Here is an 18,925-nt window from a genome sequence, read left to right as displayed (position 1 = left end):
ACCCAATCTGCTGCTAAACCGTAAGCGCCAGATCTGATGCACCCTACAGGGCCACCTTACAGGCGTTCAAAAGTACATGTACTTTTGTCCGAGCACTGCGCAATCCCAGAATGGCAAAGCGCAGTAGCCGTTAAATGGATTACTCCATCCACTCAGTATGGAACACGCCCTCTTTATCAGTACGCTTATAAGTATGCGCACCGAAATAGTCGCGCTGCGCCTGAATCAGGTTTGCTGGCAGCACGGCTGAGCGGTAACTATCGTAGTAGTTAATCGCAGCAGAGAATGTTGGGGTTGGGATGCCATTTTGTACCGCATAAGAGACCACATCACGCAGCGCTTGCTGGTACTCATCAGCAATTTGCTTGAAGTATGGAGCCAACAGCAGGTTAGCGATTTTCGGATTTTCTGCGTAAGCATCTGTGATTTTTTGCAAGAACTGAGCACGGATGATGCAACCTGCACGGAAGATTTTAGCGATTTCACCGTAATGCAGATCCCAGTTATTTTCGTCAGATGCCGCTTTCAACTGAGAGAAGCCCTGCGCGTAAGAGACGATTTTACCCAGATACAACGCACGACGGATTTTTTCGATAAATTCAGCTTTATCGCCTGCAAAAGGCTGCACTTTAGGACCGGTTAATACTTTAGATGCCGCAACACGCTGATCTTTCAGGGAAGATAAATAGCGGGCAAACACAGATTCAGTGATCAGTGTCAGTGGCTCACCTAAGTCCAGAGAACTCTGGCTGGTCCATTTACCGGTGCCTTTATTGGCTGCTTCATCCAGAATGACATCAACCAGATAGATGCCTGCTTCGTCTTTCTTGGTAAAGATATCTTTCGTGATATCAATCAGGTAGCTGTTCAGCTCGCCTTTGTTCCATTCAGCGAAGGTGCTTGCCAGCTCTTCGTTGCTCAGGCCCAGAGATTGCTTCAACAAAGAATAGGCTTCAGCGATCAGCTGCATGTCGCCGTATTCGATACCGTTGTGCACCATTTTTACGTAATGGCCTGCACCATCAGAGCCGATATAAGCAACACAGGCTTCACCGTCATCTGCACGGGCCGCAATTTTCTCAAGAATCGGTGCTACCAATTCGTAAGCTTCTTTCTGGCCGCCAGGCATAATTGAAGGGCCTTTCAATGCGCCCTCTTCACCACCGGAAACACCAGTTCCGATAAAGTTAAAGCCTTGCGCAGAAAGTTCGCGATTACGACGGATGGTATCTTTGTAATAAGTATTACCACCATCAATCAGAATGTCACCTTTATCAAGGTGCGGCGTCAGTGAAGCAATAGTCTTATCAGTCGCTTCACCCGCTTTCACCATCAGCAGGATGCGGCGTGGTTTTTCCAGTGAATCAACAAACTCTTCAACGGTGTAACTCGGCACCAAATTTTTACCTGGATTCTCAGCAACCACTTCGTCGGTTTTGTCTGATGAACGGTTGAAAATAGAGACGGAATAGCCACGGCTTTCGATGTTGAGCGCGAGGTTACGGCCCATCACCGCCATACCGACAACGCCAATCTGTTGTTTGGACATTAAAAAAACTCCTGTCTGAAGGATGACACCTGTTACCGGCCTTGAAGCCAACAGGTTTTTGATGTGGGAAACATGTTAACTCAGGATTATGTCCGCTGGGTAGTGATTGGTGCGATAGATAGCACAACTGACCAGTTGCTGTGCGCACACGTTTGCCTTTGTGAGGTATGGAGCGAATATGAATCATTTTACTTCACTGATATGCATAAAAAAAGCAATCACGCGATTGCTTTTCATTACGACCAAACTCGAATTAAGCCACGAAATCTTTCAGCCAAGCTTTAAACTCTGCACCTTGCTGAGGATGCCGTAAGCCATAGGCAACATAAGCCTGCATATAGCCGAGTTTTTCACCGCAGTTGTAAGATTGGCCGGTTAAAGCGACTGCCTCCACGGGTTGAGTTGCCGCCAGATCATCAATGGCGTCGGTCAGTTGGATACGCCCCCAAGCACCTGGCTTGGTTTTTTCCAACAGCGGCCAAATGTCAGCAGACAACACATAGCGCCCCACCGCAGACAGATTTGATTGCAGATCGACTGGGCTTTGTGGCTTCTCAACCATCGCCTTGATTCGGCTGCTGTCGCCAGGGGCCAAAATAGACTTTTCGCATGAGATGACAGAGTAGTTTGATAATGCCTCTGGTTCGACTGAATGCACCAATACCTGACTATGACCGGTCTCTTCGAAGCGTTTGACCAATTGAGCAAGGTTATCTCGGGTCAGATCTGATTTTGCATCATCAATCAGAACATCCGGCAGTAGCACCACAAATGGCGCATCGCCCACCAGTGGTTTGGCACATAACACAGCGTGGCCCAAACCTTCAGGATGCCCTTGGCGGATATGCATAATGGTCACACCCGGCGGGCAGATAGATTGTACTTCGTCCAACAACTGGCGCTTAACACGAGCCTCCAGCATGGCTTCCAATTCATAAGAGGTATCGAAATGGTTTTCTACCGCATTCTTTGATGAATGGGTGATCAGAATGATCTCTTTAATACCGGCAGCAACACACTCGTTGACCACATATTGGATTAATGGCTTATCAACAATGGGCAGCATTTCTTTTGGAATGGCTTTCGTGGCGGGAAGCATTCTCATGCCTAAACCAGCTACTGGGATCACTGCTTTCAATTTGGTCATAATTAACCTACTGATTTCTTAAGGCGAATTTAAAAATCTTCATCTATTAGGCAACTAAGCCGAATTTAGTCAATTTGCTGTTTCAGCCAAGCGGTAAACTTTTCACCTTCGGTATTATGACGAACGCCATAAGTGACAAAGGCTTTCATATATCCTAGTTTATCGCCGCAATCGTGAGATTTACCTGTCATATGGAAAGCTTCGACTGGCTCTTGTTCCATGAGCATCGCGATGGCATCAGTAAGCTGAATTTCATCACCCGCACCACGTGGCGTTTTTTTCAGCAGTGGCCAGATATCCTTCGACAATACATAGCGCCCAACCACCGCAAGGTTGGATGGCGCATCAGCCATTGAAGGCTTCTCGACGACAGCCGTCATCAGGGTGCTCTCGCCCGGTGCCAAATCCACATTGCCGCAATCGGCAATACCGTACTTGGAGACATCTTCTTTCGGCACTGGCTCTACCATGATTTGGCTACGCCCGGTTTCCTCGAAGCGCTGAATCATGCTGGCAAGGTTTTCTTTCGATAAATCCGCCGTTGAATCATCAAGTAAGACGTCCGGCAGCAGTACGATAAACGGGTTATCACCCACCATAGGTTGCGCACAGAGGACCGCATGCCCAAGCCCTTTAGCATGACCTTGACGCACTTGCATGATCGTGACGTCAGGTGGGCAAATGTTCTTAATCTCTTTTAAGAGCTGCCGCTTAACACGTGATTCCAGCGCCGCTTCCAGTTCAAATGAAGTGTCAAAATGGTTTTCTATCGCATTTTTGGAGGAGTGGCTGACCAGCACAATCTCTTTCACGCCAGCAGCAACACACTCTTTGACGATATATTGAATAAGCGGCTTATCGACCACCGGCAGCATTTCCTTTGGGATCGCCTTGGTCGCTGGCAGCATACGGGTGCCAAGCCCAGCGACGGGAATCACAGCCTTCAATTTCTTTTCCATCTACCATACCTTTTCTGGGGTGGCCGTTTCGCGGGCCTTTGAATAGATACAAACACGATCTGGTCATACCCTAAATGTCATCGCGCAAGACTGTATTCCAAATCTAAAAACTTCCACATTTATATATTATTTCAATGTGTTACCAACGCATCATTGTGATGATTTAACCACAAAAAAATTAGCGTCCAATGGCTTATTATATTCCACATTAACATTTTGTTAAGCCAACCCTCAGCAATTTGCCGATTTATAGGACTCATTAATGCATTTTAAGAATATCCCCACTGACTCGATTCAAAGCTAAAATACTATTTGCACTAAATTGATTATTTCTCAATCCATTGCAGCGATAGTTGTTATCTTGATTTTTATTAATTATTCACGCTATTTGTCAATGACATAGCTTATTACATGATTGCATGTTGAATTTTAGCCTATCAGCGCCCATTATTCATGCTGGCGGCATAAGCCGTAGAAATAAAAGGTGAAATTGGAAATATGGAATGGATCGCAGATCCTACTATTTGGGCAGGGCTGGCGACGCTAGTTGTGCTCGAAATTGTGTTAGGTATTGATAACCTGATATTTATTGCCATTTTGGCAGAAAAACTTCCTCGTCATCAACGAGATAAAGCCAGAGTCACGGGTTTACTGTGCGCATTGTTGATGCGCTTGGTACTGTTGGCCTGCATCTCGTGGTTAGCCACATTAACTGCGCCACTGGTGACTCTTTCTGGACATCCATTCAGTGCCCGTGACTTGATTATGCTCGTCGGGGGGATATTCCTGCTATTCAAAGCCACCATGGAGCTTAATGAGCGCCTTGAGGGCAAAGATCATCAGCAAAATCAGCAGCGCAAAGGCGCACGGTTCTGGCCTGTTGTGGCGCAGATTGTGGTGTTGGATGCCATATTCTCACTCGACTCTGTGATTACCGCCGTCGGTATGGTGGATCACCTCGCGGTGATGATGGCTGCGGTCTGTATTGCAATTGGTTTGATGCTATTAGCCAGCAAGCCATTGACTCGCTTCGTGAATGCCCATCCCACCATTGTCATTCTCTGTTTGAGTTTCTTGCTAATGATCGGCTTCAGCTTAGTGGCTGAAGGTTTTGGCTACCATATTCCGAAAGGCTATCTGTACGCCGCAATTGGTTTCTCCGTAATCATTGAATCACTGAATCAGTTTTCGCAATTCAACCGCCGCCGCTTCTTATCAACTGTTCGGCCACTACGGGAAAGAACCGCAGAAGCTGTGCTGCGGATGCTCAGTGGTAAACACGAAGAGGCTGAGCTGGATAACCACACCGCGAATCTAATTGCAGACAGCAGCAGTGGGGGTCAGGAGGTGTTCAATGAGCAGGAACGCCGGATGATCGAGCGGGTCTTGGGGCTGGCACAGCGCACGGTCAGCAGCATCATGACATCACGCCATGATGTGGAATATCTGGACCTTAATGATCCACCGGAAAAGCTGACTCAGCTCCTGACGAAAAATCTGCATACCCGAATTGTGGTCACTGAAGATAGTTCAACAGATGAACCGCTGGGTGTTATTCACGTCATTGATTTGTTGAAGCAGCAGTTATCAGGTGAAAAACTCGATTTGCGGGCGCTAATTCGTCAGCCATTAATTTTCCCTGAGCAAGTTTCACTGCTGATGGCATTGGAGCAATTTCGTCAGGCGCAGACCCATTTTGCCTTTGTGGTCGATGAGTTCGGCTCCATCGAAGGGGTGGTGACCCTGACTGATGTCATGGAGACGATCGCCGGTAATTTACCGGTAGCCGGTGAAGAGTTGGATGCCCGCCACGATATCCAGCAAACCGAGGATGGCTGCTGGATTGCCAATGGCTATATGCCACTGGAGGATTTGGTACTCTACCTGCCACTGCCAATTGATGATAAACGTGAATATCATACATTGGCCGGATTATTGATGGAGTACACCCAGCGGATACCTCAGGTGGGCGAACAATTGAAGATTGGTGACTATCTGTTCGAACCGCTGGAAGTGAGCAGCCACCGTATCTTGAAGGTGAAAATAACCCCGCTGAAAGTGCCAGATCCTGATTATGAAGTCTAACTGGCTGAGCGCGAGAATAAGCCCACAAACTAGATAGTTAGATAACAAAAAAGCCGGGTAGCAGTTCATATTGCCGCCCAGCTTTTTATTTATAGCGTAAATACGATGAACGCACCGATATTATAAGTGCACAGGCACCAGAATTTCAGTTGCCACAATCACCACCACCAGCCCAACCAGAACCGGTACAGAGGTGCGTTTCACCACTTCAAAAGGTGAAATTTTTGCCATCCCAGCGACCGCCACCACCACGCCCGACACCGGGGATAAAGTGCGTCCCAGATTTGAGGCTTGCAGCATCGGAATCACCAGATAAGCTGGGTTGATACCCATTTGCGCTGCCAGTTTCGGGATCAATTCAACAAACGCATAAAACGGCGCGTTACCTGAGCCGGTTGTCATGGCCGCCAGCATGGTAATAGTCACCAGTACCAGCATCATAATAATGCCACCGGTGCCGAAAGATTGGGCCAATCCAATCAAGCCGCTGATAAAACCAACGGTGCTCAGCCCCTGCGCAAATACCCCAGCCGCAACCAACAGCATCACGACCGTGGCGAAGGCATCAGCCATACCACGGTAAGCGACCTCAAGGCCGGTAAATACGGTTTTTGCGCTGAAGCTGCGGATGAACTCAATCACTGCGGCAGCCAACATGCAGATAACCAAGACGGTGATAATGTGCAGCTCTGGCCCCCATTTGCCATCAAAGATCAGCACGCCAATAATCGGCGTGAAGGGTAAAATGGCATAAAAAGCAGGCGCGTTGGTGGTGATCTCGTTGACATCCATCATCTCATGCTTTTCCTGACTTTTATTATCCAGATAGCGCTGCCAGAAGAAGTGGGCGATAGCCATACAGACAATCGCGGCAATAGAGATAGGTAGCGTGGTTTTAAAAGCGAAATCGACCAGTGGCATTTCAGAGGCTTTCGCCGCCAGTACCACGTCACCAGATGTCGGGGCCAGAATAATGGCGGCCGGAGAGGCGCAAATGGCCGCTGCTGCACCGCGACTGATCCCCACATTGACCATCACCGGGAACAGTGTCGCCATCAGTAGCACGCCCAACCCTGTTGCGGATGAGACCGCCAGAGACATCAAGCACGCCACAATATAAGCGGCAACCATCAGTAAATAAGGCGAGTTGATCATTTGCAGTGGCTTGGACGCAATTTTGACCACCACATCATTAGCACCGATATGTGTCATATAAGCGGCAAAGCCACATAACATCATGATCATCATGCCGAGATCACCACCCCGGCTCATCAGCAGGATTTTGACATACTCGACGATATCCGTCGCACGCCACCCCGTGGAAGTTGCACTGGCAGGTAGTACGTTTTTGCCCATTAGGGCGCTGATAATTAATAGCAGTAAGCCACCGACCATCAGCACACCTGTTGCTGAATAGCCTTTAATGATATAGCGGCCTACACCGATGGCCACGACAACCCCAATCAAAAGATCTAACATATAATCCCTCTTCCCGAATACTCGCCTGTTGCTGTGTATACCCTGCATTTTTGGCGCTGCAATATTGTTCGCGATACGCCAATTACTTTAGGTATAAGTCATTATTATTGTTAAAACGCAGAAATAGCTCTGCACTCTGCCCAAAGTCCATGGGCGAGTTTATGACATCTATCAATTATTCGCAGAGATTTTAGAAACAAATATCAGATTGTGAGCAGAAGAGAGAATTTTATGTTTAGAACAACGAGATTGGTGAACAAGAGTACAACAGAGAGATAACAACTAGAAATAGAACAAAAGCGCTCGTCTCCGATGAGCCGCGATGCCTATCGGAGACGGCTCACGCCTTAGAGCTTATCGATCAGCTTTTTAAGATCTTTACTGCCACGACTCTGCTGATTACGTTCCGCCCAGTCGTTGAGTGCTTTTTTAGCGCGCTGCTGTAGTTCACCCCGCAACAGTTGCTCAACATTCAATTGATAATTGAGCTGAGTCCATGGCCCATAAATTCGCAGCGGAATATCGGTATTTTGTAATAGCCTGACCAAGTTATCTTGCCCACTCCAGCCTTGCATTACTCGCACTGCCAGATTCATATCACATTGTTGTGCCGGCAAATTAAGTGTCCCGCTACCTTTAATGGCGATTAACTCAGAATCCGCGATGAGATTACTCACTTTCATCGCCCCACGATTGAGAGCCAGATTCGCTTGTAGCTGTTTAACCTCAGTGTAGCGCTCATAACGGTCTTGGCCTTTAACATCACTGGAGCTGCGGGTGACCGCTTGCTGAATAAGCTGCTGGATATTCAGCCCCTCCAGTCGTGCATTGTTCATGCTGAACTGCGCATCCCCTCTCCAGCGGCGGTTGAATGACTCAACATTGAGGCCATCACCCGACAATTGCGCTTGTAGGGAGAATTTCCCTGTCATGACCATAGGTAAACCCGCCGCCTGTAATACTGGCCCCAGTTCCATGTGATTGATCACGGGATTAATGCTAGCAAGTACCTTTTTACCCGTCACATCCAGTGATCCCGGCAGTGAGAAATCACCGCCCAATCCACTGCCGGTCAATCGGCTAATCTGCACGTCACCGCGCTGATTTGCCCCTTGCAGATTCAATTGCTTGACGGCAATTTCGCGATAGACCAGATTATTCGCCGTAAGCGAAATTTGTGCGGTAAAGTCACGTAACGCCTGCAAATCCTGCCCGACATCCTCATCAGCCTGAATCGCAATCACCGGAGCTGTCACGGCGGACTGCTTGCTAGCATCTTTGCTGACTGCGGCGTTTTTCGGTTGCCAACCAAAGATGGTGTCTAGATTGAGATTATCGGCAGCAAGATTGATAGCATAATCGGGGACGTCACCCAGTGTGGCTTTGGCACTTCCCGTCAACTGGTTGTTATTAGCAGAGAAACTTAGCTGATTTAGCAGTAATTGCTGAATATCACTTTGATAGCTGGCTTGTAGTGTCCCCTCGCCACTCACGCCGCCGACAGGCACATCCGCCCCTTCCAATTTATAGGTAAATTGGCTGATATTGGCGCTATATTGCTGCGGGTAGTGACGCATATCTGCATCCGCCACCATGGAGAAAGTGACATCCCGCTGATTACGATTAACGCGGCTGGAGAGAGTGATATGCACTTGGCGCTGATCATCTTGTTTAAGTTCAAGATTGAGATCGCGGACATTGACCTGATCATTATCTGTTCGCTGCCAAATGAGCAGACTATCGGCTATTTGGACTTTATTGATATCGAGCTTCCAAGCTCGGTGTTCATTGATGGGTGCACTGCCGGAGGGCGCAACCGGTGCGCCCGGCTGCTGCTGGGCTTCGCTGTCTGGCGTTAAGCGGACAACCGCCCCTTTCAGCATCACCTGTTTGACATCAAGTTGATGTGACAGCAGTGGCCACAATTTGACATCAAGCCGCATGTTTTCAGCACTGACAATAGGTGCTGTCGCACCCGGTGCGGTCAGTGCCGTTCGGCCAACAATAATGCTCAGTTGCGGCCAAACATGCCAGCGTAGGTCACCTTCCAATTGCAGATGATAGCCACTTTTCTTCTCAACCTGTTTGACCATATAAGCACGGAAGTCATTAGGATTTACCAGCAATACTAATGCGCTCATTCCTGCCACGATGACAACCAGCAGAATAATTAACGTCGTCAGTAATCGTCTCATGACATCCTCTTGTCTAAACAAGCTAAAAAGTCTAAACAGGCTGAAATTTCAGCGAAAAAATGGCTAGTCTTTATCTATCCTACTGGCCACAGCACCCTGTTGCCCACGATATTTTGCATCCTGACGGCTATTGTAAGGGCGGGCGGCCGGGCCGGAGAGGGGTTCGAAACTCAGTGCGCCAATAAGCATCCCTGGGCGCAGCGCCAACGGCAACTTACCTGAATTATAGAACTCCAGCACGATCTTGCCCTGCCAACCGGGATCAATGCGGTGTGCGGTCACATGCACCATCAACCCAAGGCGGGCCAATGAGGAGCGACCATCAAGCCAGCCTACCAGATCATCGGGGATAGTCACTGACTCTAATGTCACCGCCAGCGCCAACTCTCCCGGATGCAAGAAGAATGCCTCCCCTTCTGGCAGATTAATCTCATCACTCATCACCCGTTCCAGCGCGGCACTGACTTCATCTTTCGGGCCGCTTAAGTCAATAAATGCCGCCGTGTGACCGGTGAAAACACGAAACTGATTCCCTAAGCGAACATCGACCGTGGCACCATTGATACGTTCTACTGGTGGGCGAGGATCAATCCCTAATTTACCGCTGTCCAGCCAGGCTTCTATGTCACGATCGCACAGTCTCATTGCTAAAATCCCCATCAAAATTCACATGTTACAACTTACAGACTACGAAAGCTGCCATACTAAGCAGCAAAGGTCCAGACGAACATTACTCAAAGAACTGACTGATTTTCGCTTTTAGAATATCGATCGCAATTCGGTTCTTGCCACCGCGCGGAACAATAATGTCAGCGTATTGTTTGGAAGGTTCTATAAATTGCAGAAACATTGGGCGCACAGTTTTCTGGTATTGAGCCATGACGGAATCCATCGAGCGGCCACGCTCATTAACATCACGCTTCATGCGGCGCATCAGACAGATATCCAGTGGGGTATCGACAAAGATTGAGAAGTTCATCTCCTGGCGCAGACGGAGATCAGTCAACAACAAAATCCCTTCCAGAATAATGACTTTCTTCGGTTCTAAATGGACGGTCTCTTTTTTACGAGTGTGCTCTGTGTAGCTGTAAAGCGGCAGTTCAACAGACTTACCCGCTTTTAACGATTGCAAGTGTTCCAGCAATAAGTTGTGGTCCATAGCGCTGGGGTGGTCATAGTTAGTTTTGACCCGCTCTTCCATCGACAAATGACTCTGATCTTTGTAATAACCATCTTCGGGGATGACACCAATATGTTGGTCACCGACCTGATCGCGTAATTCACGATACAAAGTGCTGGCGATAAGACTTTTTCCGGAGGCAGAGGCACCGGCTATCCCAATAATGACGCACTGGTGTGCTTTGTCAGTCATAAAATTAAAGACCTGATTACGAAGTGTGAGGGGAGACGAAGCACGCGAGGTGCTTCGGGCGCGCCAATTATAAGGAGTTAGCCGGTTCGATGCCAGCCCTATACCCTGCGTACTTGAAATTACAGCGGTGTTGGCTGCTCTCGCTCACCCGAATCACTGACCTGTGTCAGCTCATCGGGGTTTATTCGTTTGCCGCCTACCTGTAATTCCAATTTCTTTGGGTAATGACCCTGCGTACTTGAAATTACAGCGGTGTTGGCTGCTGTAATTTCAATAACGTCGGTATATCAGTCAAAACGCGCTTAGACTGCGCGGAATGAGATCTCTGTTGGGATGGCTTCGCCTTGCCAGTACATTTCAGCGGCCACATTGGATGCCAACTGGCGATAGATGTCCGCAAATTCACTATCAGGATGACTCACGACTGTCGGTTCGCCGCGATCAAGGTCTTCGCGCAGTGAGATATGCAGTGGGATCTGGCCCAACAGTTTGCAATGGTATTTCTGCGCCAGTTTTTCAGCACCGCCAGTACCGAAAATAGGCTCCAGATGGCCGCAATTGCTGCAAATATGCATACTCATATTTTCAACGATACCCAGCACCGGCACATGCACCTTCTCGAACATCACAATGCCTTTCATGGCATCTATCAGGGCGATGTCTTGTGGGGTGGTCACCACCAGCGCGCCCGTTACCGGAATATTTTGCGACAGTGTCAGTTGGATATCACCCGTGCCCGGTGGCATATCAATCACCAGATAATCCAGATCCGGCCATAACGTATCTTGCAACATCTGCATCAATGCCTTACTGGCCATTGGGCCGCGCCACACCATGGCATTCTCGTCAGTCACCAGATAGCCGATGGAGTTCGTCGCCAAGCCGTGGGCGATAATCGGGGCCATATGCTTACCATCAGGTGAGGTGGGGCGCTGATTCATGGTGCCGAGCATGTTCGGGATGGAAGGGCCATAGATGTCAGCATCTAGAATACCGACTTTCGCCCCCTCTTCCGCCAATGCCAACGCCAGATTAACCGCCGTGCTCGATTTGCCCACGCCACCTTTACCGGAGCTGACTGCCAGAATATTGCGCACCCCTTTGATGCCCGGCTGGTCATTGGCGCGTTTTAGCGTGGTGATATTGTGGGACAACTTCCAGTCAATAGCTTTAGCGCCCGTCACCGCCAGCAACTCATTGCTGACCGTCTCTTTCAACACATCAAAACCAAACTGCCAAGCGAAAGGCATCACCAGCTCAATGTGGAGCACATTGTCCAATAAGGCGCAGTGATGAATGGCGCGCAGCGCACCGAGATCCTTTTGCAAGGTTGGATGGGTAAAGGCTGTCAGTATTTTTGAAATTTCTGATTGCAGCAGGTCCGCGGTGGTCTGCTCGGGGGATTTTGGGCTCATCCCGGCTCCTTGAATTTATCGTTATTAACCTATGGATAATATCAATAGTGTACCAGAACTCGTCAGCCCCTGTGTGGGCCGAATAGAGAGAAAATCGGCTCAGGCCACATTACCGACAGGGTTAATAACCAAATAGACTGAAAATGGGCGAAAACGGACCCGTTATGACTTAAGGCAAGATGCCTGCTGCCTTACCCTAGCGACAAACCGGCTTATCGGTTAACATCAAAGACCCTTTAATCGACATAAAGAAAGCAATTTCCCACTATGGCTCAAGTCGCGAAAAAAATATTGGTGACGTGCGCGCTACCATACGCTAACGGTTCAATTCATCTCGGCCACATGCTCGAGCACATCCAGGCAGACATCTGGGTCCGTTTCCAGCGAATGCGCGGCAACCAGGTTCATTTTATCTGTGCAGATGATGCTCACGGCACCCCAATCATGCTGAAAGCTCAGCAACTGGGTATCGAACCGGAGCAGATGATTGCCGAAATGAGTCAGGAGCACCAACAGGATTTCGCCGGTTTCGCTATCAGCTATGATAACTATCACTCCACGCACAGTGATGAAAACCGTGAACTGTCGAGCCTGATATACAGCCGCCTGAAGGCGAATGGCTATATCAAAAATCGCACAATTTCTCAGCTCTATGATCCTGAGAAAGGCATGTTCCTGCCCGATCGTTTTGTTAAAGGCACCTGCCCTAAGTGTAAATCGCCAGACCAATACGGCGATAACTGCGAAGTCTGCGGCGCAACTTATAGCCCGACTGAACTTATCGACCCGAAATCTGCCGTTTCCGGTGCGACACCGGTGATGCGCGAATCGGAGCACTTCTTCTTCGATCTGCCAGCCTTCAGTGACATGCTGCAAGCTTGGACCCGTTCCGGCGCACTGCAAGAGCAAGTGGCCAACAAAATGCAGGAGTGGTTCGAATCAGGTCTGCAACAGTGGGATATCTCCCGTGATGCACCTTACTTTGGTTTCGAAATACCCGATGCGCCAGGTAAGTATTTCTACGTCTGGCTTGATGCCCCTATCGGCTACATGGGGGCGTTCAAAAATCTGTGCGATAAGCGCGGCGATTTAGATTTTGATGAATTTTGGCGTAAAGATTCTGACGCAGATCTCTATCACTTCATCGGTAAAGATATCGTTTACTTCCATAGCCTGTTCTGGCCGGCGATGCTGGAGGGCAGTAACTTCCGCAAGCCAACCAACCTGTTCGTCCATGGTTATGTCACGGTCAACGGCGCAAAAATGTCAAAATCCCGTGGCACATTCATCAAAGCAGGCACTTACCTGAAGCATCTGGACGCCGATTGCCTGCGTTATTACTATGCCGCGAAGCTCTCTTCGCGCATTGATGATATCGATTTGAATCTGGAAGATTTTGTCCAGCGCGTTAATGCCGATATCGTCAACAAAGTGGTGAATCTAGCCTCCCGTAATGCCGGTTTTATCAACAAACGCTTTGCGGGCAAGTTAGCTGACCAGCTTGCAGACCCAGCTCTGTATAAAACCTTCACCGATGCCGCTGTGAGCATTGCTGATGCCTACAACAGCCGCGAATCAAGCAAAGCCATCCGCGAAATCATGGCGCTGGCTGATGTTGCCAACCGCTATATTGATGAGCAAGCGCCGTGGGTAGTAGCAAAAGAAGAGGGTCGTGACGCCGAGTTGCAAGCCATTTGCTCCATGGGCATCAACCTGTTCCGCGTGCTAATGACTTACCTGAAACCGGTCTTGCCCTCCCTGAATGAGCGTACTGAGGCTTTCCTCAATACCGAATTGACATGGGATAGCATTGAGCAGCCGCTGTTGGGCCACCAGATTAATACCTTTAAAGCGCTGTTTAACCGTATCGATCTGGACAAGGTAAACGAAATGGTCGCCTCTTCTAAAGAGGATATGGCGGCAGCCGTGGTAGCAACTGGCCCATTAGCCGATGACCCCATTCAGGACATCATCAGCTTTGATGATTTCGCTAAAGTGGATATGCGGATCGCGCTGATTCAACAAGCAGAATTTGTCGAAGGCTCAGATAAGCTACTGAAACTGACACTGGATATTGGTGGTGAAACCCGTCAAGTGTTCTCCGGCATTCGCTCGGCGTACCCCGATCCAAAAGTGTTGGAAGGCCGCTTAACCATGATGGTGGCGAATCTGGCTCCCCGCAAAATGCGCTTTGGTCTCTCTGAAGGCATGGTGATGGCCGCAGGCCCTGGCGGCAAGGATATCTTCCTGCTCAGCCCAGACGCGGGTGCTCAGCCGGGCATGCAAGTGAAGTAGCATAAAGTGATTTTGTCACCAGATTGCTGACAAAGTTGATTGAAGGGGAAATATGCCGTGGGGGTCGTAGTCGCGTAAGCGACCGAAGCGCCCCAAGGGACAGTCGCCCCTTGACGCACCTGACTTGATATCGGGTTTGTTATCAATCACCGTGATTTTTTCACTGTGCCGATGAGGGAAACCTGATCGGCATTTTTTTCGCCTTTTCCGCGATGCTTTTCCATTGCGCCCATCACCCCAGCCCAAACCTCCTACTATCCCCGCCCCGCCTTTTTGCTGCTTATTTGCACTATCCAAACTAAAGGATATAACGCGATCCAAAAATTCATAACAAAGTTAATTCCTTATCAAAAAAGTTATGGTTATGATGCTGTACAGAGACAGATAGACGTCTAGACACAAAGACAGCTATAAATGATGATAGCTATAAAAATGATTGCAGCACACATTGCATAACTTATCGACACCATGACGGAGTTCCGGATGAAAAAAATTGCTTCCCCTTTACTGGCCTTGAGCCTGCTGACGGCACTGCCGGTATTCGCTGCGGACACCGCCACACTCGCCCCCATCCCTGAGGCTATCGCCAAACATCAAGGGCAGATTAAAATCGCGGTCATCCGTAATTTGGGTTCTGACGACAACACCACACAGTTTCTCTCTGGCGTGTTGAAAGAGGGCAAAAAGCTCGGTTTCAAAGTGGACACCTTCTTGAGCAACGGCGATGACGCCCGTTTTCAGGACTTCGTGAATCAAGCCATCAGCCAAAAATATGACGGCATTATTCTTTCTCAGGGCCGCGACCCTTACTCAACGGAGTTAGTGAAGCGCATTGCGGCCAGCGGCATTGCAGTCTCGGTATTTGATACCGCGATTCAGGGCGAGATCCCCGGCCTGACAGTGACTCAGCAGGATGATGCTTCCCTAACCAATGAATCATTTGGTCAATTGGTCAAAGACTTCAATGGCAAAGCCAATATCATCAAACTTTGGGTTGCTGGCTTCCCGCCAATGGAACGCCGTCAGGCGGCTTATCAAGCACTGCTGAAACAGAATCCGGGTATTAATGAGCTGGAGTCTATCGGCGCGGTCTCTTCAGATGTTCAAGGTGACACAGCCAATAAAGTCGGTGCGGTGTTGGCGAAATACCCGAAAGGCAAGATTGACGCTATCTGGGGAACTTGGGATGCATTTTCTCAAGGCGCTTATAAAGCCTTACAGGAGAATGGTCGCACCGAAATCAAACTGTACAGCATTGATATCTCGAATCAGGATTTGCAACTGATGCGTGAAGCTAATAGCCCGTGGAAAGTCAGTGTCGCCGTCGATCCGAAACTGATCGGTGCGGTGAACTTGCGTCTGGTCGCCAAGAAAATTGCTGGAGAAGCTACACCAGCCAGCTATGAGTTCCGTGCAGCCTCCATTCCTCAAGCTCTGCTCGCCAGCCAACCCGGCCCAGTGAATGTGGCGGGTTTGAGTAAAATCATTCCGGGTTGGGGCCAGTCTGATGATTTCAACTCACCGTGGTTTGCCACCCTTGCGGCTAAAAACGCGCAGTAATCGCCAACAGCAAAGGCCAATAGGGCCGATTGATTTGGAGTGAAAGAGATGGCAACGCAAGGAACCTTGCCGACACCAGAATACAGCCGCAATATGCGGCTGATTGGTCATAGCGATCAGGGGGGTAAACCCGACGGTGTGCAAGTCATGGTGCACCGTGGTTACGCCTATGTCGGCCATATGGTGTCACAAGGAGTATCCATTATTGATGTACGGGACGCGAAAAACCCGCGCCCTGCGGGTTTTATCGCCGCCCCCGCCAATACTTGGAATGTACACTTACAGGCCCATGATGACCTACTACTGGTGATTAATGCCCGTGACCTGTTTGCTGACGCCAGTTTTGCCGAAGAAAAAGTGTATTACACCCGCTCAGTGGCACAGACCGTCAGCACCCGTCAGGAGGGTCGCAGTTGGAGCGCCGGTTTACGCATTTTTGATATTTCGACGCCCGATAAACCGCGTGAAATCAGCTTCTTGCCCCTCGATGGCATTGGCATTCACCGCATCTGGTACGTCGGCGGGCGCTGGGCCTATGTTTCTGCGCTACTTGATGGCTACAGTGATTATATCTTCCTCACCATTGATCTGGCTGATCCACAAAAACCCCAAGTCGCAGGCCGTTATGCGCTGCCCGGCATGCATACTGCCGCTGGTGAACAAGCAAGCTGGCCAGAGGGCAAACGCTACGCCCTGCACCATGCCATTATCAGTGGTGACACCGCCTATGGCAGTTGGCGCGACGGCGGGCTGACCCTATTGGATGTTAGTGATCGACAAGAGCCTAAACTCATCAGTCATCGCAACTGGAGCCCCCCTTTTGGCGGTGGCACCCATACCGCGCTGCCACTGCCGGATCGCGACCTATTGGTGGTACTGGATGAAGCAGTGCTGGACAATCAAGAAGATGGTGAGAAGCATATCTGGCTATTTGACATTCGCGAGCCGAGCAATCCGGTGAGTATCTCGACCTTCCCAGTGCCCGATGAGCGGGATTATGTGAAAAAAGGCGCACATTTTGGCCCACATAATCTGCATGAGAACCGTCCGGGCAGTTTTATCAGCTCATCACTGATTTTTGCCACTTACCAGAATGCCGGTGTCCGCGCTTATGACATCAGCAATCCCTATCAGCCGAAGGAGGCCGGCGCGTTGGTGCCCGCCGCACCAGAAAAAATGATGGATAAACGCCCCGGTCGCCCGCAAGTCATTCAGTCATGTGATGTCTTTGTTGATGCGCAGGGGATTATCTACAGCACCGATTATAATGGCGGGCTGTCTATCATCGAGTATTTAGGCTAAATCTCCCCCTTCGTCCTTGAAGTTGCAGGGTTGTTAGCTGCAACTCCAATGACGAAGGGCAAATATCTTAATCACAGGTCGGCTCAACGCGACCTGCTGTTTGCAAATATATTTCTGCGCCCCCCTCTCTCTTCTGCCTGCAATAGTCTAATGTAACTGGCTGAGCTGCTGTCGTTATGCTGTGCGAGTCACTTTTTTATCAAAAAAACCGTACAGAAACAGTCAATTATTCAAATAATTAAAAATAAGAAAATACCATGAAAGGATTTCCATCGCGTGTCACCAACCTGCTGATTGCTTCGCTGGTGTTAACTATCGGCCGAGCCGTTACCCTGCCCTTCATCACCATCTATCTGGCTGAGCATTTTCAACTCTCACCCGATAAGGTTGGGTTAGTGCTAGGAGCAAGTTTGACATTGGGTATTATCGTCAGTCTGTATGGCGGCTATCTGGTGGATAAATTCAATAAAAAGCGGTTGATCTTGCTGGCAATCATGATCTTTTCGGCCACCTTTTTTGCCTTACCCTGGGTTGAACATCCCGCTTGGATCATCTTGATTCTGGCCCTGCTAAACTGCGCTTACTCGGTCTACGCTATCGCGATTAAAGCCTGTTTTGCCGACTGGCTACCGGTCAATCAACGCATCAAAGCCTTTTCCGCTAACTACACGCTGGTCAATGTCGGTTGGGCGGTCGGCCCGGCATTAGGTTTTTTGGTCGTCAACATCGGCCCACAAGTGCCGTTTATCATTTCAGGTGCACTGGCGTTGCTGGTCGCCATCACTCTGAAATTCAGAATAAACAGTGCCGACATGTCACTCTCTTCACCCACACTGACTGAACCCGCACCCGATTTTCGCCAAACATTCCGCATCTTGCGCCACGATAAGCGGCTGATCTATTTCACCCTCGGAGGCATGTTCAGCGCGATTGTTTTCGGCCAGTTCTCCGGCTATCTATCGCAATATCTGATTACCGTTGCCGATGCCCAATTTGCCTATCAGGTGATCGGTGCCGTCATGACCGTGAATGCCGTGATTGTGATTACCCTGCAATACCTATTGAGCCACCGCATGAACCAGCAAAATTTAATGCGCTGGTTGATGCTCGGCACCCTGTTCTTTATCATCGGTCTGTTCGGATTTATGGTCGCTCAGGACTCAATCCCGTTATGGATGTTGGCAATGGCGATTTTCTCATTGGGCGAGATTATTGTTATTCCGGTCGAGTACTTGTTTATCGATTTTATTGCGCCAGCGAATCTTAAAGGCAGTTACTATGGAGCGCAGAATCTCGGCCAACTGGGCGGGGCCGTTAATCCGGTACTTTGTGGTTTCTTGTTAGCCTACGCCGCACCGCAGATGATGTTCTATATGCTGATTATCGCGGCTATTTTAGGGCTAGCCTTTTTCTATCGCGGTTATCTGCTCGCCAAAGCGCAGACAACTCAATCCCATCAGGTCTCAGAGCATAGCCAATAGATATCAAACACGGAGCCTGAAAGAGGATAGGGTTATAATTCATAGTGTGATGGCTAGCACATAATTGAAGTTAATTGTATGATGAA

13 protein-coding genes are annotated in these 18,925 nt (G+C 49.3%); 5 read left to right on the top strand and 8 right to left on the bottom strand.

Features of this window, described 5'->3' with window-relative positions; genetic code table 11:
- Positions 1-139 precede the first annotated feature (139 nt).
- From gndA to galU (HRD69_RS12930), 3 genes are all read right to left on the bottom strand, one after another.
- Positions 140-1,549: an NADP-dependent phosphogluconate dehydrogenase gene (gndA, locus tag HRD69_RS12940; RefSeq protein ID WP_004873666.1), complete on the bottom strand. Its 1,410-nt coding sequence runs from the start codon at positions 1,547-1,549 to the stop codon at positions 140-142.
- A 253-nt stretch (positions 1,550-1,802) separates the two neighbouring features.
- A complete protein-coding gene (gene galU / locus HRD69_RS12935) occupies positions 1,803-2,696 on the bottom strand; it encodes a UTP--glucose-1-phosphate uridylyltransferase GalU (protein WP_004873667.1) in 894 nt (297 codons plus the stop codon).
- A 65-nt stretch (positions 2,697-2,761) separates the two neighbouring features.
- Entirely contained in the window at positions 2,762-3,655 is an 894-nt protein-coding gene (gene galU, locus HRD69_RS12930; RefSeq protein WP_004873668.1) for a UTP--glucose-1-phosphate uridylyltransferase GalU, read from the bottom strand.
- Between the two features lie 498 nt (positions 3,656-4,153).
- On the opposite strand from galU (HRD69_RS12930), the gene HRD69_RS12925 reads away from it, so the two are divergent.
- On the top strand, positions 4,154-5,740 hold the full coding sequence (locus HRD69_RS12925; RefSeq protein WP_004873669.1) for a TerC family protein: 1,587 nt from the start codon (positions 4,154-4,156) through the stop codon (positions 5,738-5,740).
- A 120-nt stretch (positions 5,741-5,860) separates the two neighbouring features.
- On the opposite strand, the gene dcuC is transcribed toward HRD69_RS12925, so the two are convergent.
- The 5 genes from dcuC to apbC form a co-directional block, all read right to left on the bottom strand.
- A complete protein-coding gene (gene dcuC / locus HRD69_RS12920; RefSeq protein WP_004873670.1) occupies positions 5,861-7,219 on the bottom strand; it encodes an anaerobic C4-dicarboxylate transporter DcuC in 1,359 nt (452 codons plus the stop codon).
- A gap of 347 nt (positions 7,220-7,566) precedes the next feature.
- Entirely contained in the window at positions 7,567-9,414 is a 1,848-nt protein-coding gene (gene asmA / locus HRD69_RS12915; protein ID WP_004873671.1) for an outer membrane assembly protein AsmA, read from the bottom strand.
- Between the two features lie 63 nt (positions 9,415-9,477).
- A complete protein-coding gene (gene dcd / locus HRD69_RS12910; protein ID WP_032813097.1) occupies positions 9,478-10,059 on the bottom strand; it encodes a dCTP deaminase in 582 nt (193 codons plus the stop codon).
- 85 nt (positions 10,060-10,144) lie between these two features.
- Positions 10,145-10,786: a uridine kinase gene (gene udk, locus HRD69_RS12905; RefSeq protein ID WP_004873673.1), complete on the bottom strand. Its 642-nt coding sequence runs from the start codon at positions 10,784-10,786 to the stop codon at positions 10,145-10,147.
- A gap of 302 nt (positions 10,787-11,088) precedes the next feature.
- Entirely contained in the window at positions 11,089-12,201 is a 1,113-nt protein-coding gene (gene apbC, locus HRD69_RS12900) for an iron-sulfur cluster carrier protein ApbC (RefSeq protein WP_004873674.1), read from the bottom strand.
- 267 nt (positions 12,202-12,468) lie between these two features.
- Between apbC and metG the strand changes: the two genes are divergently transcribed.
- The 4 genes from metG (at position 12,469) to HRD69_RS12880 (ending at position 18,839) form a co-directional block, all read left to right on the top strand.
- The gene (gene metG, locus HRD69_RS12895; protein WP_032813098.1) at positions 12,469-14,496 is read left to right on the top strand and encodes a methionine--tRNA ligase; all 2,028 of its coding nucleotides are present in this window, start codon (positions 12,469-12,471) and stop codon (positions 14,494-14,496) included.
- Between the two features lie 483 nt (positions 14,497-14,979).
- Positions 14,980-16,056, top strand: coding sequence for a sugar ABC transporter substrate-binding protein (locus HRD69_RS12890; protein WP_004873676.1), 1,077 nt, complete (start codon positions 14,980-14,982; stop codon positions 16,054-16,056).
- A 48-nt stretch (positions 16,057-16,104) separates the two neighbouring features.
- The gene (locus HRD69_RS12885) at positions 16,105-17,358 is read left to right on the top strand and encodes an LVIVD repeat-containing protein (RefSeq protein ID WP_032813099.1); all 1,254 of its coding nucleotides are present in this window, start codon (positions 16,105-16,107) and stop codon (positions 17,356-17,358) included.
- A gap of 257 nt (positions 17,359-17,615) precedes the next feature.
- Complete coding sequence (locus tag HRD69_RS12880; protein ID WP_004873678.1) at positions 17,616-18,839, top strand: MFS transporter; 1,224 nt, start codon at positions 17,616-17,618, stop codon at positions 18,837-18,839.
- Positions 18,840-18,925 lie beyond the last annotated feature (86 nt).

The organism is Yersinia mollaretii ATCC 43969 (assembly GCF_013282725.1).
Taxonomy (GTDB): domain Bacteria; phylum Pseudomonadota; class Gammaproteobacteria; order Enterobacterales; family Enterobacteriaceae; genus Yersinia; species Yersinia mollaretii.
This window is presented reverse-complemented; position numbering and strand designations above follow the sequence as displayed.

What these genes read in the sequence shown, in the direction of transcription:
- gndA (WP_004873666.1), bottom strand. Translation starts at nt 1,549, where the DNA reads ATGTCCAAACAACAGATTGGCGTTGTCGGTATGGCGGTGATGGGCCGT.
- galU (WP_004873667.1), bottom strand. Translation starts at nt 2,696, where the DNA reads ATGACCAAATTGAAAGCAGTGATCCCAGTAGCTGGTTTAGGCATGAGA.
- galU (WP_004873668.1), bottom strand. Translation starts at nt 3,655, where the DNA reads ATGGAAAAGAAATTGAAGGCTGTGATTCCCGTCGCTGGGCTTGGCACC.
- HRD69_RS12925 (WP_004873669.1), top strand. Translation starts at nt 4,154, where the DNA reads ATGGAATGGATCGCAGATCCTACTATTTGGGCAGGGCTGGCGACGCTA.
- dcuC (WP_004873670.1), bottom strand. Translation starts at nt 7,219, where the DNA reads ATGTTAGATCTTTTGATTGGGGTTGTCGTGGCCATCGGTGTAGGCCGC.
- asmA (WP_004873671.1), bottom strand. Translation starts at nt 9,414, where the DNA reads ATGAGACGATTACTGACGACGTTAATTATTCTGCTGGTTGTCATCGTG.
- dcd (WP_032813097.1), bottom strand. Translation starts at nt 10,059, where the DNA reads ATGAGACTGTGCGATCGTGACATAGAAGCCTGGCTGGACAGCGGTAAA.
- udk (WP_004873673.1), bottom strand. Translation starts at nt 10,786, where the DNA reads ATGACTGACAAAGCACACCAGTGCGTCATTATTGGGATAGCCGGTGCC.
- apbC (WP_004873674.1), bottom strand. Translation starts at nt 12,201, where the DNA reads ATGAGCCCAAAATCCCCCGAGCAGACCACCGCGGACCTGCTGCAATCA.
- metG (WP_032813098.1), top strand. Translation starts at nt 12,469, where the DNA reads ATGGCTCAAGTCGCGAAAAAAATATTGGTGACGTGCGCGCTACCATAC.
- HRD69_RS12890 (WP_004873676.1), top strand. Translation starts at nt 14,980, where the DNA reads ATGAAAAAAATTGCTTCCCCTTTACTGGCCTTGAGCCTGCTGACGGCA.
- HRD69_RS12885 (WP_032813099.1), top strand. Translation starts at nt 16,105, where the DNA reads ATGGCAACGCAAGGAACCTTGCCGACACCAGAATACAGCCGCAATATG.
- HRD69_RS12880 (WP_004873678.1), top strand. Translation starts at nt 17,616, where the DNA reads ATGAAAGGATTTCCATCGCGTGTCACCAACCTGCTGATTGCTTCGCTG.